This window comes from Martelella endophytica (assembly GCF_000960975.1).
GTDB classification, from domain to species: Bacteria; Pseudomonadota; Alphaproteobacteria; order Rhizobiales; family Rhizobiaceae; genus Martelella; species Martelella endophytica.
The window spans coordinates 131,764-143,888 of sequence record NZ_CP010803.1 but is presented as its reverse complement, the minus strand read 5'-3'; the positions used below and the strand labels follow the sequence as shown (position 1 = coordinate 143,888).

General features: G+C 62.9%; 14 protein-coding genes and 1 pseudogene. 8 read left to right on the top strand and 7 right to left on the bottom strand.

All coding sequences use genetic code 11. The annotated features are described in order from the left end of the window. Positions 1-50 precede the first annotated feature (50 nt). Complete coding sequence (locus tag TM49_RS00670; RefSeq protein ID WP_045679102.1) at positions 51-1,205, top strand: ABC transporter ATP-binding protein; 1,155 nt, start codon at positions 51-53, stop codon at positions 1,203-1,205. Positions 1,206-1,316: 111 nt separating this feature from the next. Here the strand turns inward: TM49_RS00670 and TM49_RS00665 are convergent. Further along, a pseudogene (locus TM49_RS00665) lies at positions 1,317-1,622 on the bottom strand (integrase core domain-containing protein); the annotation flags it as partial. On the opposite strand from TM49_RS00665, the gene TM49_RS22850 reads away from it, so the two are divergent. Both TM49_RS22850 and TM49_RS00660 read left to right on the top strand, forming a co-directional pair. After that, positions 1,590-1,901 (top strand): hypothetical protein, encoded by a 312-nt coding sequence (locus TM49_RS22850; protein WP_201777074.1) that lies wholly within the window; start codon positions 1,590-1,592, stop codon positions 1,899-1,901. The pseudogene TM49_RS00665 and the gene TM49_RS22850 overlap by 33 nt on opposite strands. 209 nt (positions 1,902-2,110) lie before the next feature. Then, positions 2,111-3,325, top strand: a complete 1,215-nt coding sequence (locus TM49_RS00660) for an NAD(P)/FAD-dependent oxidoreductase (RefSeq protein ID WP_045679101.1) — start codon at positions 2,111-2,113, stop codon at positions 3,323-3,325. A gap of 45 nt (positions 3,326-3,370) precedes the next feature. Here the strand turns inward: TM49_RS00660 and TM49_RS00655 are convergent, their stop codons facing one another. From TM49_RS00655 to TM49_RS00640, 4 genes are all read right to left on the bottom strand, one after another. Beyond that, a complete protein-coding gene (locus TM49_RS00655; protein WP_052699644.1) occupies positions 3,371-5,248 on the bottom strand; it encodes a glycosyltransferase family 2 protein in 1,878 nt (625 codons plus the stop codon). A 275-nt stretch (positions 5,249-5,523) separates the two neighbouring features. Continuing rightward, positions 5,524-5,940, bottom strand: coding sequence for a tellurite resistance TerB family protein (locus TM49_RS00650; RefSeq protein WP_045679100.1), 417 nt, complete (start codon positions 5,938-5,940; stop codon positions 5,524-5,526). A 35-nt stretch (positions 5,941-5,975) separates the two neighbouring features. Beyond that, on the bottom strand, positions 5,976-6,650 hold the full coding sequence (locus TM49_RS00645; protein ID WP_045679099.1) for a S24 family peptidase: 675 nt from the start codon (positions 6,648-6,650) through the stop codon (positions 5,976-5,978). 89 nt (positions 6,651-6,739) lie between these two features. Then, a complete protein-coding gene (locus TM49_RS00640; protein WP_045679098.1) occupies positions 6,740-7,387 on the bottom strand; it encodes a response regulator transcription factor in 648 nt (215 codons plus the stop codon). A gap of 270 nt (positions 7,388-7,657) precedes the next feature. Here TM49_RS00640 and TM49_RS00635 point away from each other — a divergent pair, with 270 nt between their 5' ends. Both TM49_RS00635 and TM49_RS00630 read left to right on the top strand, forming a co-directional pair. Continuing rightward, positions 7,658-7,999: a DUF952 domain-containing protein gene (locus TM49_RS00635; RefSeq protein WP_045684540.1), complete on the top strand. Its 342-nt coding sequence runs from the start codon at positions 7,658-7,660 to the stop codon at positions 7,997-7,999. After that, a complete protein-coding gene (locus TM49_RS00630; RefSeq protein ID WP_045679097.1) occupies positions 7,999-9,075 on the top strand; it encodes a quinone-dependent dihydroorotate dehydrogenase in 1,077 nt (358 codons plus the stop codon). The genes TM49_RS00635 and TM49_RS00630 overlap by 1 nt, the downstream gene beginning before the upstream one ends. Here TM49_RS00630 and TM49_RS00625 read toward each other — a convergent pair whose 3' ends face one another. Together TM49_RS00625 and TM49_RS00620 are read right to left on the bottom strand one after the other, a co-directional pair. Next, on the bottom strand, positions 9,076-9,579 hold the full coding sequence (locus TM49_RS00625; RefSeq protein WP_052699643.1) for a CAP domain-containing protein: 504 nt from the start codon (positions 9,577-9,579) through the stop codon (positions 9,076-9,078). Then, positions 9,576-9,842 carry a DUF6460 domain-containing protein gene (locus TM49_RS00620; RefSeq protein WP_045679096.1) on the bottom strand — a complete coding sequence of 89 codons (267 nt, stop codon included), beginning with the start codon at positions 9,840-9,842 and terminating at the stop codon, positions 9,576-9,578. The genes TM49_RS00625 and TM49_RS00620 overlap by 4 nt, the downstream gene beginning before the upstream one ends. 186 nt (positions 9,843-10,028) lie before the next feature. Here TM49_RS00620 and TM49_RS00615 point away from each other — a divergent pair, with 186 nt between their 5' ends. The 3 genes from TM49_RS00615 (at position 10,029) to TM49_RS00605 (ending at position 12,122) form a co-directional block, all read left to right on the top strand. Continuing rightward, positions 10,029-10,970, top strand: a complete 942-nt coding sequence (locus TM49_RS00615) for a class I SAM-dependent methyltransferase (protein ID WP_045679095.1) — start codon at positions 10,029-10,031, stop codon at positions 10,968-10,970. A 104-nt stretch (positions 10,971-11,074) separates the two neighbouring features. After that, positions 11,075-11,380 (top strand): hypothetical protein, encoded by a 306-nt coding sequence (locus TM49_RS00610; protein WP_045684538.1) that lies wholly within the window; start codon positions 11,075-11,077, stop codon positions 11,378-11,380. Between the two features lie 106 nt (positions 11,381-11,486). Beyond that, positions 11,487-12,122, top strand: coding sequence for a YitT family protein (locus TM49_RS00605; RefSeq protein ID WP_045679094.1), 636 nt, complete (start codon positions 11,487-11,489; stop codon positions 12,120-12,122). Positions 12,123-12,125: the final 3 nt, after the last annotated feature.

Here is a 12,125-nt window from a genome sequence, read left to right as displayed (position 1 = left end):
CAGACTGTAGAGGAGCGGTCTCCATCCAGAAAGACAAAGGGAGTGAACCAATGGCCAATGTCAGTCTTCGCGAGATTCGCAAGGTCTATCCGAACGGTTTCGAGGCCGTTCACGGCATCGATCTCGACGTTCGCGACGGCGAATTCATGGTGTTTGTCGGCCCGTCGGGCTGCGCCAAGAGCACGATCCTGCGCATGGTGGCCGGCCTCGAGCAGATTTCCGACGGGGAGCTGAAGATCGGCTCGGCTACGGTCAACAAGCTGCCGCCGAAGCAGCGCGGCATCGGCATGGTGTTCCAGAACTATGCGCTCTATCCGCATATGAAGGTCTACGACAACATGGCGCTTGGCCTGAAGATCGCCCATGTGCCGAAGGCGGAGATCAAGCAGCGCGTGATGCATGCCGCCGAGCTCTTGGAGATGGTCAATCTGCTCGATCGCTACCCCAAGCAGCTGTCGGGCGGTCAGGCCCAGCGCGTTGCCGTCGGCCGCTGCATCGTCAAGCGGCCGGAGGTTTTCCTGTTCGATGAGCCGCTGTCCAACCTCGATGCCAAATTGCGCGCCTCCATGCGCGTCCGTCTGACGGAGCTGCATCGCGAATTGCGCAATGCCGGACAGCCTTCGACGGCCATCTATGTCACGCACGACCAGGTTGAGGCGATGACGATGGGCGAGCGCATCTGCGTGCTGAAGGAAGGCACGATCCAGCAGGTCGATGTGCCGACGAGGCTCTACGAACGTCCCGCCAACGCGTTCGTAGCCGGGTTCATCGGCTCACCGGAGATGAATATCCACACCGCCACCATTGTCGGGAATGACGGCTCTGCCGCGCTGCTTCTGGGGGAACGCACTTTGCTGTCGCTGCCGAAGGACTACGCCGCGAAACTTTCCGGCCATATCGGCCAGAGCGTTCGTTTCGGCATCCGTCCGGAACATATAGTGACACCGGAAAGTGCCGCACTTCGGCGCGATGAGAAGGCCGTGGTCGCCGAGGCGACCGGACCTGTCCGGCTGGTCGAGCATATGGGCAACGAGGTCTATGTTCACTTCGATCTCGAAGGCATGCCGTTCACGGCCCGGGTTCCGACCGACGATGCCGCGGGACTGGACGATTCCATCCGCGGAGAGGCTTTCCGCTTCCGCTTCGTCATGGAAAAATCACATGTCTTCGCCAGCGACGATGCAGGGATCAATCTGACCCTTTGAGGGCTCGCCGTGCAAATGGGCCCGGCAAGGCCCTGCGCGATGATAGGGACGCTGGCGCGCGGCACCTTTGCAATGGCTCCGAGACCGTGCGCTGCCAGCGTCCCATCGTGGCTAGATGTTCAGTCCCGGCATTTGACGGATTGGATTGAGTTTGGAGCGTTGCGGCTGTGAAGTCCATGTCTTGCATATGAATTCTTACGGTGTGAGACCCTTGAGGGACTTGAGCCTGCGGGCGAAATTGTAAGTGTTGATGAAGTCGGTGAGGTGTCCGCGTAGCTGGTCGTAGCTCTCATGATAGAAGCGCTTGACGGTCGCGTCCTTGATGGTGCGGTTCATCCTTTCGACCTGGCCGTTGGTCCATGGGGGCTTTGCTTTGGTCATCCGGTGCTCGATATCGTTTTTGGCGCAAGCGCTTTCGTCGACGCGGCGCTCCCATGGACGCTTGTCACACTCCGCTCCAACGACCAGTTCAACACGACTGTCTACGGCTTCTCCGATCGCCTCAGGGGTCTGGGCGGTAGTCGCGACATCATCCTGATCAATCGCGAGGAGATGGAGCGGCTCAAGTGGCGCGAGGGGCAGCGGGTGACGGTGGTGTCGGATTTCGACGACGGGATCGACCGTCGGGTCGAAGGGCTGACGGTGACACCTTACGACCTGCCGCCGGATGCGTGGCCGGATATTATCCGGAGCTAAACGGCCTTTTGCCGCTCTCCTATCACGAAAAGCGCTACCAGACCCCCACCTACGAGGGCGCACCGGTGCGCATCGAGGCAAGCTGAGGGTCGGCAAGTCTGGTCGCGACGGTTCTGGGGGGGGGGCAGTGAACCGCGTTTTCTGCGGCTGTGTGGAACCGAAGCGCATCTCAGGGATTTGTTTCTGGCAACGATCTGGGATTTTGTTCAGTGGCCATCACAAACAAGACTGACCTTAGGGCGGCGCGGCCGTTCTGGGCTGCGACGCCGAATATCAGGGTCGAAACGCAATCCACGCCGGACCGCAAGGATTATGATGTTATCGTCGTCGGTGCCGGTATTTCCGGGGCCCTGATAACCCGTATGCTGGCCGATGGCAGGCGGCGTATTCTGGTGCTGGACAGACGCCGCCCGGTGCACGGCTCGACGATGGCGAGCACGGCGATGATCCAGTACGAAATCGATCTGCCGTTGACAAAGCTTGCGGGTCTCCTCGGCGAGACGCGCGCCATCAGGGCCTGGCAGAGATCGGCAAAGGCGGTCGAAGGCCTCGAAAGCCTTGTCGAGACCCACGGGATCGAATGCGCGTGGGAAAGAAAGAGGGCCCTGTTTCTGGCCGGTGACGAATACGGCGCCGGCGTGCTTCGCAAGGAAGCCGGGTTGCGGGCCGAGAACGGGCTTTCCGCCGAATTCCTGGAGGCTGGCAAACTCGGGCAGGAATACGGGCTTGAGAGAGCGGGCGCCATCCGTTCGGATTGTTCCGCCTCCGCCAATCCGGCGCAGCTGACGGCCGGCCTGTTCCGTTCGCTTGGACCCGATGTCTCGATCTGCAGCCCGGTGGAGGTGACCGATTATCGCGAAAGCGATGGAGAGGTCGTGCTGGCCACCTCGGATGGCAGGCTCCTTTCAGCAGGCCATGTGATTTTCTGCACCGGCTACGAATTTTTAAAGCCGATGCAGAGCAAGCATCACCAGATCATCGCCACATGGGCCGCAGCGACGCCACCGCACGCATCGCGGCCGGATTGGCTTGCCTCCCACATCGTCTGGGAGGGCAGCGATCCCTACCTCTATTTCCGCACGACGCCCGACGGCCGCATCATTGCCGGCGGCGAGGATGAGGCCGCGGCGGGTTCGATCGAGAACACCGAGAAAATGGCGCGCAAGATCGCCCGTATCCGCAACAAGCTTGAAGCCCTTCTGGGTTCCAAGGTCGACGATTTCGCCTATCACTGGGCGGCGCGCTTCGGCAACACGGATGACGGACTGCCGATCATCGATTGTGCCCCTGGATGCCGCCGCGTCTTTTCGGTGATGGGCTTCGGCGGTAACGGCATCACCTTCAGCATGATCGCCGGACAGATCGTCAGCCAATGGGTTGCCGGCAAGGCCGATCCCGATGCCGATCTCTTCGCCTATCGCTGACGGGACGGGCGGGTGCGGCTTTCCCGTCGCACGCGTCGAGGCCGCTCAGGTCGAACTCGGGCGGTGAGCGGTCTTGCGCCAGAGGAAAGGCGTGCGGTAGAGTTCCAGAAAGGCCTTCCACGCCGAATAGGACAACATCAGCCAGTAGAACGGCACATAGAAGGCGTCGGTGCGCAGCTGGCCAACCTCCGTGGCCGTCATCCGCGACATGCCGAGTTTCAGGAACGCCCAGTAACTGATCAGGATGTTGGCGAGGTCGACACCGCACAGCAGCTGATGGACGAGGCCCGGATTGTAATCCGGCATCATCACGGTCGCGATGGTGATCGCCAGCGCCAGAAACAACAGCGGGTGCAGCAGCGCGGAGACGATCATGCCGAGGCCGTTCAGCAGGAAAACGGCAAAGCCGACGACGCCGAGTTCGTCGCGCAGCCGCCCCGGCTCCCTCAGCGCCACCAGCACGGTCTGCAGCCAGCCCTTGATCCATCGCGAGCGCTGCGCCGTCCAGCTCCTGATGGTGGTCGGCGCATCCTCGCCGGTCGGCGCGACGATGACGCCGCAATGATAGCCGAGCCGGTGCAGCCGGAGCCCGAGGTCCGCGTCCTCGGCCACGTTATAGGGGTCCCAGCCGCGGCTTTTCATCAGCGCATCGGTGCGAAAATGGTTGGAGGTGCCGCCAAGCGGCATCGGGAAGCGGTGGCGGGCGAGAAACGGCAGGATGCCGCGAAACAGCCCGGCATATTCGCAGGCAAACAGCGCCGTGATCCAGCTCTGCGTGCCGTTGGTGATGGTGAGGGGCGCCTGCAGGCAGGCGAGTTCCGGTGGGCCGGCCTCGAAGGTGCGCCACGCCTCCATCAACTGGTCGGGATGCGGGCGGTCCTCGGCATCGTAGATCGTCAGAAACTGGCCGCGGGCGCCCGACAGCGCATAGGTGAGAGCCTTCGGTTTGGTCCGCGGATGGGCGGGCGGAACCGTAACCAGCTCGAAATGCGGCGGCAGGCGAGCGGCGATGATGGCCGCGATGGTGTCGCCGTCATCCGCCTCGCAGACGAGCTTGATGTCCAGCTTGGAAGCCGGCCAGTTCAGCTTGCGCAGATTGTCGGTGAGCTGGCCGATCATGTTTGCCTCGCGGTAGAGCGCGATCATCACCGTATAGACGGGAAGCCGCTGGCTGTTCATGTCCGGCAGCGCTGTCACCGGCAGCGGCCGGCTGCGGAGCGCGGCAAGCCTGATGAGGATGGCGAGCAGGTAGAAGAGCGACATCAGCATGTGGACGACGAGAAGCGTCGGTCCGGTTGCGATGGCAAGCCCCGCCAGAAGTGCCACGGCGGCGCTGCCGATCAGAAATCCCTGCTTGCCCCAGAACACGATCCGCGCGGAAAAGCGCGGCTGCCAGGAAAACAGCCGGTGGATCGTGTTGGTCAGCCGCCGCCGACTGCCGACCTCCCAGACGGTGCTGCGCACGGCAGACGGCAAGGTGACCACCACGCGCCTGCGAAGTTCGGGATGAAGCGCCAGGCGCCGGTGCAGGCTCGCGAGGTCGTTGGCGCGCGGCACGATGGCGAAGGTCGTCATGCCGTCGTTTTCCTCGAGCCGCAGACCGCGCGGATCGAGAAGCAGCTTGTCGAGATGCGGGCGATCGATGACAGAGGCGGCGGGCAGTTCCGGCATGAAGGGCAGACACAGATAGTCCGCCAGCACGGCATAATACTGTTCCGGTGTAACTCCGCCCGCCGCGAGCAGTTCCCGTTCGATCGTCGTGCGATTGGCGAGGGCTGCGGCCAGGGCGGCGTCGATCAGCGCATCTGGAAATGCGAGCCGGCGAAGCATGCGGCGCTCGGCCGCAAGCGGGTGACCGTATGTCGGCGCCAGTGTGTCATCGGAAATCGCAATACGGGTATCGAGCCGGCCTGAATTGTCCATGCTATTCCCCCAACATGGTTTTATTGTTACCGCCGCAATAACCACATTAAAGGGAGTCACGGAAAAAATTTCAACATGTAATTGCTTCTTTTTGCCTGCGACATTTTCAACCTATTATATGTGCTTTTTCTGAAATAGGTCGCAGATCGCGTGAGCATATGCGGCATGGAAGCCGCAAAGCTGCAGCTGCAATCAAGGCTGGGAAGCCTGAAAAACGTTAGCGCAGGCCCGCTGCAGGCAGAATGCAGTGAGTCGCTGTCGGCATTCGGTTGGATTTATGGGTGGCGGTAGCGGGCGATGGCGCTACGCTCGATTGCGGCGCAGGTCAGCTTGTCGAGTTGCAACCTGTCGCGAATAAGCTGCAGCAGCCGGATTTCCTCCGGAAGGACCGTCTCATCGACGGCGACGATTTCCACCGCCAGTGCATAGGCCGTGTCATGGAGCCGCTCGGGCAGGGTGTCGCGGATGATTTCGAGAGCAATATCCATGCCTTCGTTACCCGAGAGGATCTCGGCGCAATCATGTGCGACATCGGTCACCCGGCCGGCGTCGAAGCCTGAAAAGACGGGGAGCGAACGGGTGATCTGGCCGATGCGGGCAAGCTCGGTGTCGCTCATGGCGCTGTCGACGGCGGAGGCCATGACCATGACATAGATGAGGGCGTCGTAATGGGTGAGCGGGGTCCGCTGCATCGGCGGTTCCTTTCGGTGGTTGGCCTCGGGTGGCGCTACTGGCTGACCCACAGGATGCGCCCGATCCATTCGATCTCGTCGAGGTCGATCGTGAGGTTCGGATGCTCGGGATTGATGGACTGGAGCTCGATATGGCGGCTTGTGCGGCGCAGTAGAATCTTGGCCATCACCTCGCTATCGCGGGTCTTCACCACGACGCGGTCGCCCTTGCGGGTATCGGCATTGGCTTCGACAATCAGAACGTCGCCATCACGATAGAGCGGTTGCATGCTGTCGCCCTGCACTTCAAGTGCATAAACGCCGTGCGCGGCGTGCAACGGCGTGGGGAAGTCGACCTCATCCCAGCCGTGGCCGACGGGATAGCCGCCATCATCGAAGAAGCCTCCCGCGCCGGCGCGGGCGAGACCCAGAAGCGGAATGGTGGAGGGCTGCGGCGGAAAGGCGCCGACGGGGCGCCGGCCGCTGTCGTCGAACGCATCTTCGACCCCGAACAGTTCCGTCATCGTCGTGCCGGTCGCATTCAGGACCTTAACGATCGACTCCATCGACGGCCAGCGTTCGCGGCCATCCGGCGCAAGCCGCTTGGATTTGTTGAAAGTGGTCGGGTCGAGCCCAGCCTTGCGCGCAAGGCCCGATGACGTGAGGTTAAGGCGGCTGGCGAGCGCGTCAATCGCCTTCCACGTTTCACTATGGGAGAACCTCCGGGGCATCGGGTTTCCTGGCCGGCGCGTTGTCGTTGGGAATATATACCCGAACCTTACACGTAGCGTAAATAAGGCAGAGGAATAAAATCCTCTCCTCAGGCGACCATCGCCATATTGACCTTGCCGAGCTGGATGACCGCCTGCGTGCGGCTGTCGACGTTGAGCTTCAGCAAAATGGCGGAAACATGCGCCTTGACCGTTGCCTCCGAGACGCCGAGCTCATAGGCGATCTGCTTGTTGAGCAGGCCCTCGCAAAGCATGCGCAGCACGCGCGATTGCTGCGGCGTGAGCGTCTGCAGCCGTTCCAGCATGTCGGCGACGTCGGGATCGGTCTCCTCGCCGCCCTCGTAGTTCTCCGGGGTATAGACGTCGCCGGCGAGCACGGTGCGGATGCCCTGGCGCAGCTCGTCGATGCCGGCGGACTTGGAGATGAAACCGGAGGCACCGAGCGCCAGCGTCCGGCGGATGGTGTCATCGTCGTCGCTTGCGGAGATCACGACGGTCGGCAGTCCCGGAAATTCGGCGCGCAGGGTGATCAGGCCGGAAAGTCCGCTGACCCCCGGCATGGTCAGGTCGAGAAGAAGCAGGTCGGCTTCCGGGTTTTCGCGGGCGGCTTGCTGAGCGCTATCAAAGTCGCCGGCCTCCACCACAGCATAGAACGTCGCCATGCCGCTGATCGCCTGCTTCAGCGCACTGCGGAACAGCGGGTGGTCGTCTGCAATCAGTATTGTCTGTCCGGTCATTCACTGCCTCCTCCCAAAGGCATTTTCACAACCATCAGGGTCTCCCCATTGCCGGATGCGATCCGATCCGCACGGCACGGACCACGATATCGCGTTTATGATCACCTCTTTGGCATGAAGTGCAATAAAAAACGCCCGAAAAAGCCGCGAAATCCCGAATTTGCTGTTGCTTTTGGCGTTCCGCGGGCCGGCGGCGATGGACTTTTGACGGCGGCTGCTGCACACCCGGAGCCGTCAGCCGGACAGCACCGGAGAAAGGAAGGCCTGCCGATGGACCCGATATACAAGATTGTCGACCAGAGGGAGTGGCAGCAGGCGCTTGCAGCCGGCGTCTATGCCGGCGCCGAGATCGACCGGGCCGATGGCTTCATCCATTTCTCGACGGCCGCGCAGGTCGAGGAGACCGCGGCGAAGCACTTTGCCGGGGCAGGCGATCTGGTTCTGGTCGCAGTTGATGCCGGCGCGCTTGGCGCGTCGCTGAAATTCGAGCCGTCGCGCGGCGGTGCGCTGTTCCCACATCTTTACGCGCCGCTGCCGCTTTCCGCGGTCCTCTGGCAGAAGCCATTGCCGCTGAAGGATGACGGGTTTCACGATTTTGCGGGGCTGCTCTGATGGTCAACCTGTTCAAATGCGCCGCTCGTCCGGCGGTGTTTGCGCTCGATCCCGAAATTGCCCATGGGCTGACGCTGAAGGGGATCGCCAGCGGTCTCTTGCCGCGCGCGCGCCATGCCGATGACAAGCGGCTCGCGATACGGGCCGCCGGCCTGTCGTTTCGCAATCCGCTGGGTGTGGCCGCGGGTCTCGACAAGAACGGCGAGGCGATCGACGGGTTGGTGAAGCTCGGTTTCGGCCATGTCGAGGTCGGCACGGTGACGCCGCGCCCGCAGCCGGGCAGTCCGAAACCCCGCCTGTTCCGGTTGGTGAAGGATGAAGCGGTGATCAACCGCATGGGCTTCAACAATGAAGGCCATGATGCGCTGGCCGCGCGGCTCGATGCCCGCCGCAAGCAGGGCATCGTCGGCGTCAATATCGGTGCCAACAAGGATAGCGACGACCGGATCGCCGACTATGCCGCCGGCGTCGCCCGCTTTGCCGCGAGGGCCGATTACCTTGCCGTCAACATCTCCTCGCCGAACACGCCGGGCCTGCGCAACCTGCAGGCACGCGAACAGCTTGCGCGCCTGCTGGGCGCCATTGCCGAGGAACGCGAGAAGGCGGCAACCGGCACGCCGGTCTTCCTGAAGATCGCTCCCGACCTGACGGAAGAGGGGCTGGACGATATCGTCGCGGAGATCCGGGCGAGCACGCTGGACGGCGTGATCGTCTCGAACACGACGCTCGCGCGTGACGGGCTTGTCGATCAGAGGCAGGCGGGTGAGGCCGGCGGCCTCTCCGGCGCGCCGCTCTTCGAGCGGTCGACCGCGCTTCTCGCGCGTATGCGCCAGCGTCTCGGACCGGAGGCGGTGATCATCGGCGTCGGCGGCGTCTCGACCGGCGAACGGGCCGCAGAAAAGATCCGCGCCGGTGCCGATCTGGTGCAGATCTATTCCGGCATGGTCTATGAAGGTTTCGACCTTGTCGAGGCGAGCCTCAAGGCCATGGTCACGGCGATGGAGCGGATGGGCGTTTCATCGCTTGCGCAATTGCGCGACAGCAGCGTCGAGGAATGGGCGAGAAAGCCGTTCTGACTACTGGCTGAGGCACATCGACCAGAACGGCGTGTTGCCCGATTTCGGGCTCGTCGCCATCGCCACGCCGACGTGCGCATAAGGGCCGAGCATGTTTTCCAGATGCTTCGGCGAGTTCACCCAGGCCTGGAAGGCGCGCTCTGGAGTGCGCTGCTGCATGGCGATGTTTTCCGCCGCCGGCAGCGTCAGGTTCATGCGCTTGAAGCGATTATAAACGCTCTCCGGACCGGTGATGTGGTTCATCTTGCCGGCGAGCGCCATGCGGCTTGCCTGGTCGATGGCCGCGGCCTCGCAGCTGCGCGAATATGAAACGGGCGGCAGGCCACGGCTTTTGCGCAGATCGTTGACCCAGGGCAGGAAGGTCGATGTCATGCCCTCGGCGTCGACATCGCCGGAAGGCATGCCACTGCCGCCGAAAAGGCTGATGCTGCAGGCTGAAAGCCCGACGGCGAGGAGACCGACGGCAAACGCCCTGCGGCCGGTACGAAAGGGAATGGTGGTCAACGGCGATAGCTCAATATGCGGATGATCAGGAAGATCGGTACCACGATGATGGCGCCGAGCACGAAATAGTGGCCGACTTCGCCAAGGGCGGCGAAACCGCGCTGCCAGATGTTGCGGAAGAAATCGATGACGCCGTACCAGAGGTCGAGCGGATGAATGCCGAGTGCTGACAGGATGAAGCCGACGACCAGCGACACCACCAGCAGCCTGACGATGGTTCCGACGACCGTGCCGCCCAGAAACCTGTTCACTTCATTGCCCATACCGCTCTCCCGTCCGAGGCCCCGACTATCGCGGGCGATAGATGCGCAATGCGGCGCATTCATGGTTGTTCCGCCGCAAGGTGGCGACGGGCGCGGCGATTGGCAAGATGGGCCGTAAACATTCCGCTTGCTTTTCCCGGCAAAAGGCAGCATTGGCGCTCAGTCCATTCTCCCGGTCGACACATCATGAACATGACTTTCTTCTCCTCCGGCGACCTCATCGCCGATCGGCGTGCCGATTATGCGCGCATGCTGGATGAGGCCGGCGATTTTGCCGCCGCTGCCGATCTCATGGAACAGGCGCTTTCGCTTGTTCCGGAATGGCCGGCCGGGCTCGCCATGCTCTCTGCCTACCAGGAACATGCCGGTGACGTCGATGGCGCCATCGCCACGCTGGAAGTGCTGGAAAAGCTCGATGCGGAAGACATCTTCGCCGCGCGGCTGAAGCTGGCCGTGCTGGGCGCTGCGCGCGTTCCCGCCCATCCGCCGGGACGCTATGTCGAGGCGCTGTTTGATTCCTATGCCGAACATTTCGACGAGGCCCTGACGGAGCGGCTCGATTACAGCGCGCCGGAGCGGCTTGCAGCCCTCCTTGCCGAAACGGAAGGGAGCCGTCACTTCCCCCTGGCCGTCGATCTCGGCTGCGGTACGGGGCTTTCCGGCGAGGTGTTGACCGGACGGGCCGACCGGCTGGAAGGCTTCGACCTGTCGCAGAACATGCTGCAGAAGGCCGAGGAGAAGGGGCACTACGACCTGCTTGCACAGGCCGACCTGCTGCTCGCGCCTGAAGAGAGCGGGCTTTTCGGCGAAAGTCTGGGGCGCCATCGCGCCGACCTTGTGGTCGCCGCCGATGTGCTGATGTATCTCGGCGCGCTCGGCAGCCTGTTCGAGAACGTCAAGGCGCTGATCGCGAATGACGGGCTGTTCCTGTTTTCCGTGGAGGACGGCGGTGCTGGCGCCGATTTCACGCTGCTGCCGTCGCTTCGCTATGCCCATTCCGCCGCCTATGTCGGCCGTCTGCTAGCCGCGCATGGCTTCGTGCTTAGGGCCGAGCGCCAAACCACGCTGCGCAAGGACGCCGGCGAACCAGTGCCGGGCATCCTGTTTCTCGCCGCCCGGAACGGCTGAACCGGGGAACCTCGCCGCAGCAAACTGCGTTGTTCATGAAATTGATCCGCACGCATCTCCGCGCCGCTGCGCGCGATGCGTCGGAAACCTCAAAGGAGGCAGACATGAACATCACACCCGAACTTTGCCATGCGGCCCGCATTCTCGCCCATATCGACCGTTCCGCCCTGTCGCAGGAGAGCGGCCTTGCCGAAGACCAGATCGCGGCCTTCGAGGAGGGGACCGGCGACCTTGGTGAGGCCATGCGCGAGAAGATCGGAACGACGCTGGAGGCGCTCGGCGTCATCTTCCTGCCTGAGGACAAGGAAGGCGGGGCGGGGCTGCGTCTCAAGTTCACCGAGGGCGAGACCCGACGCATTCTCAACTGGGAAGGCGAGGGCGGTCGCGTCAACCAGGATGACGTCGTCTGACCATTTGACGTGCACATGATTTTGAGTGATGACTGGCCGGGGCGCGACAGCGCTCCGGCCTCCTTGTATCCGGCGGCCGGCCTCGACATCACGGAAACAGCATCACGTGTCAGAAAACAGGTTTCTCCGCGGCATCCTCAACTCCACCTCCGAAAGCCATTCGCTGCTCGAGGATGCGCAGGGCATCATCACCGGTGCCATGCTCGCCACGCTCGGCGTTCTGGTGCTGAAGGCTGGAGGGTTGCTGACCGGCGGCACGGCGGGGCTTGCCTTCCTGCTGGTCTATTCCACGGGGATTGGCTTCGGCTTTGCCTTCTTTCTCGTCAACCTGCCGTTCTATTATTTCGCCTGGCGCCGGCTCGGCCTCGCCTTCACGCTCAAGACCTTCGTCTCCGTCGCGCTGACCTCGGCGCTGACCGGCATCGTTCCGCAGTTTCTGACCATTGGGGAAACCCATCCGCTGGCGGCGGGGTTTTTCGGCGGAACGCTGGTCGGTACGGCGCTCCTGATCTTCTTCCGCCACAGCGCCAGCCTCGGCGGCTTCGGCATTCTGGCGCTCTACCTGCAGGATCGCCTCGGCTGGAAGGCAGGCTATGTGCAGCTCGGCCTTGATGGCATGGTGCTGGTGCTGTCCTTCTTCGTCGCCTCGCCCTTCATCATTGCCTGTTCGATCGCGGGCGCCGTCGTCATCAACCTCATCCTCGCCGTCAACCATCGCCGCGACCGCTATATCGCGATGTAGCCT

Bases quoted from the DNA above. Each gene is read 5' to 3' on its own strand.
- TM49_RS00615 (WP_045679095.1), top strand. From the start codon at position 10,029: ATGAACATGACTTTCTTCTCCTCCGGCGACCTCATCGCCGATCGGCGT.
- TM49_RS00620 (WP_045679096.1), bottom strand. From the start codon at position 9,842: ATGGGCAATGAAGTGAACAGGTTTCTGGGCGGCACGGTCGTCGGAACC.
- TM49_RS00610 (WP_045684538.1), top strand. From the start codon at position 11,075: ATGAACATCACACCCGAACTTTGCCATGCGGCCCGCATTCTCGCCCAT.
- TM49_RS00640 (WP_045679098.1), bottom strand. From the start codon at position 7,387: ATGACCGGACAGACAATACTGATTGCAGACGACCACCCGCTGTTCCGC.
- TM49_RS00655 (WP_052699644.1), bottom strand. From the start codon at position 5,248: ATGGACAATTCAGGCCGGCTCGATACCCGTATTGCGATTTCCGATGAC.
- TM49_RS00635 (WP_045684540.1), top strand. From the start codon at position 7,658: ATGGACCCGATATACAAGATTGTCGACCAGAGGGAGTGGCAGCAGGCG.
- TM49_RS00670 (WP_045679102.1), top strand. From the start codon at position 51: ATGGCCAATGTCAGTCTTCGCGAGATTCGCAAGGTCTATCCGAACGGT.
- TM49_RS00630 (WP_045679097.1), top strand. From the start codon at position 7,999: ATGGTCAACCTGTTCAAATGCGCCGCTCGTCCGGCGGTGTTTGCGCTC.
- TM49_RS00650 (WP_045679100.1), bottom strand. From the start codon at position 5,940: ATGCAGCGGACCCCGCTCACCCATTACGACGCCCTCATCTATGTCATG.
- TM49_RS00645 (WP_045679099.1), bottom strand. From the start codon at position 6,650: ATGCCCCGGAGGTTCTCCCATAGTGAAACGTGGAAGGCGATTGACGCG.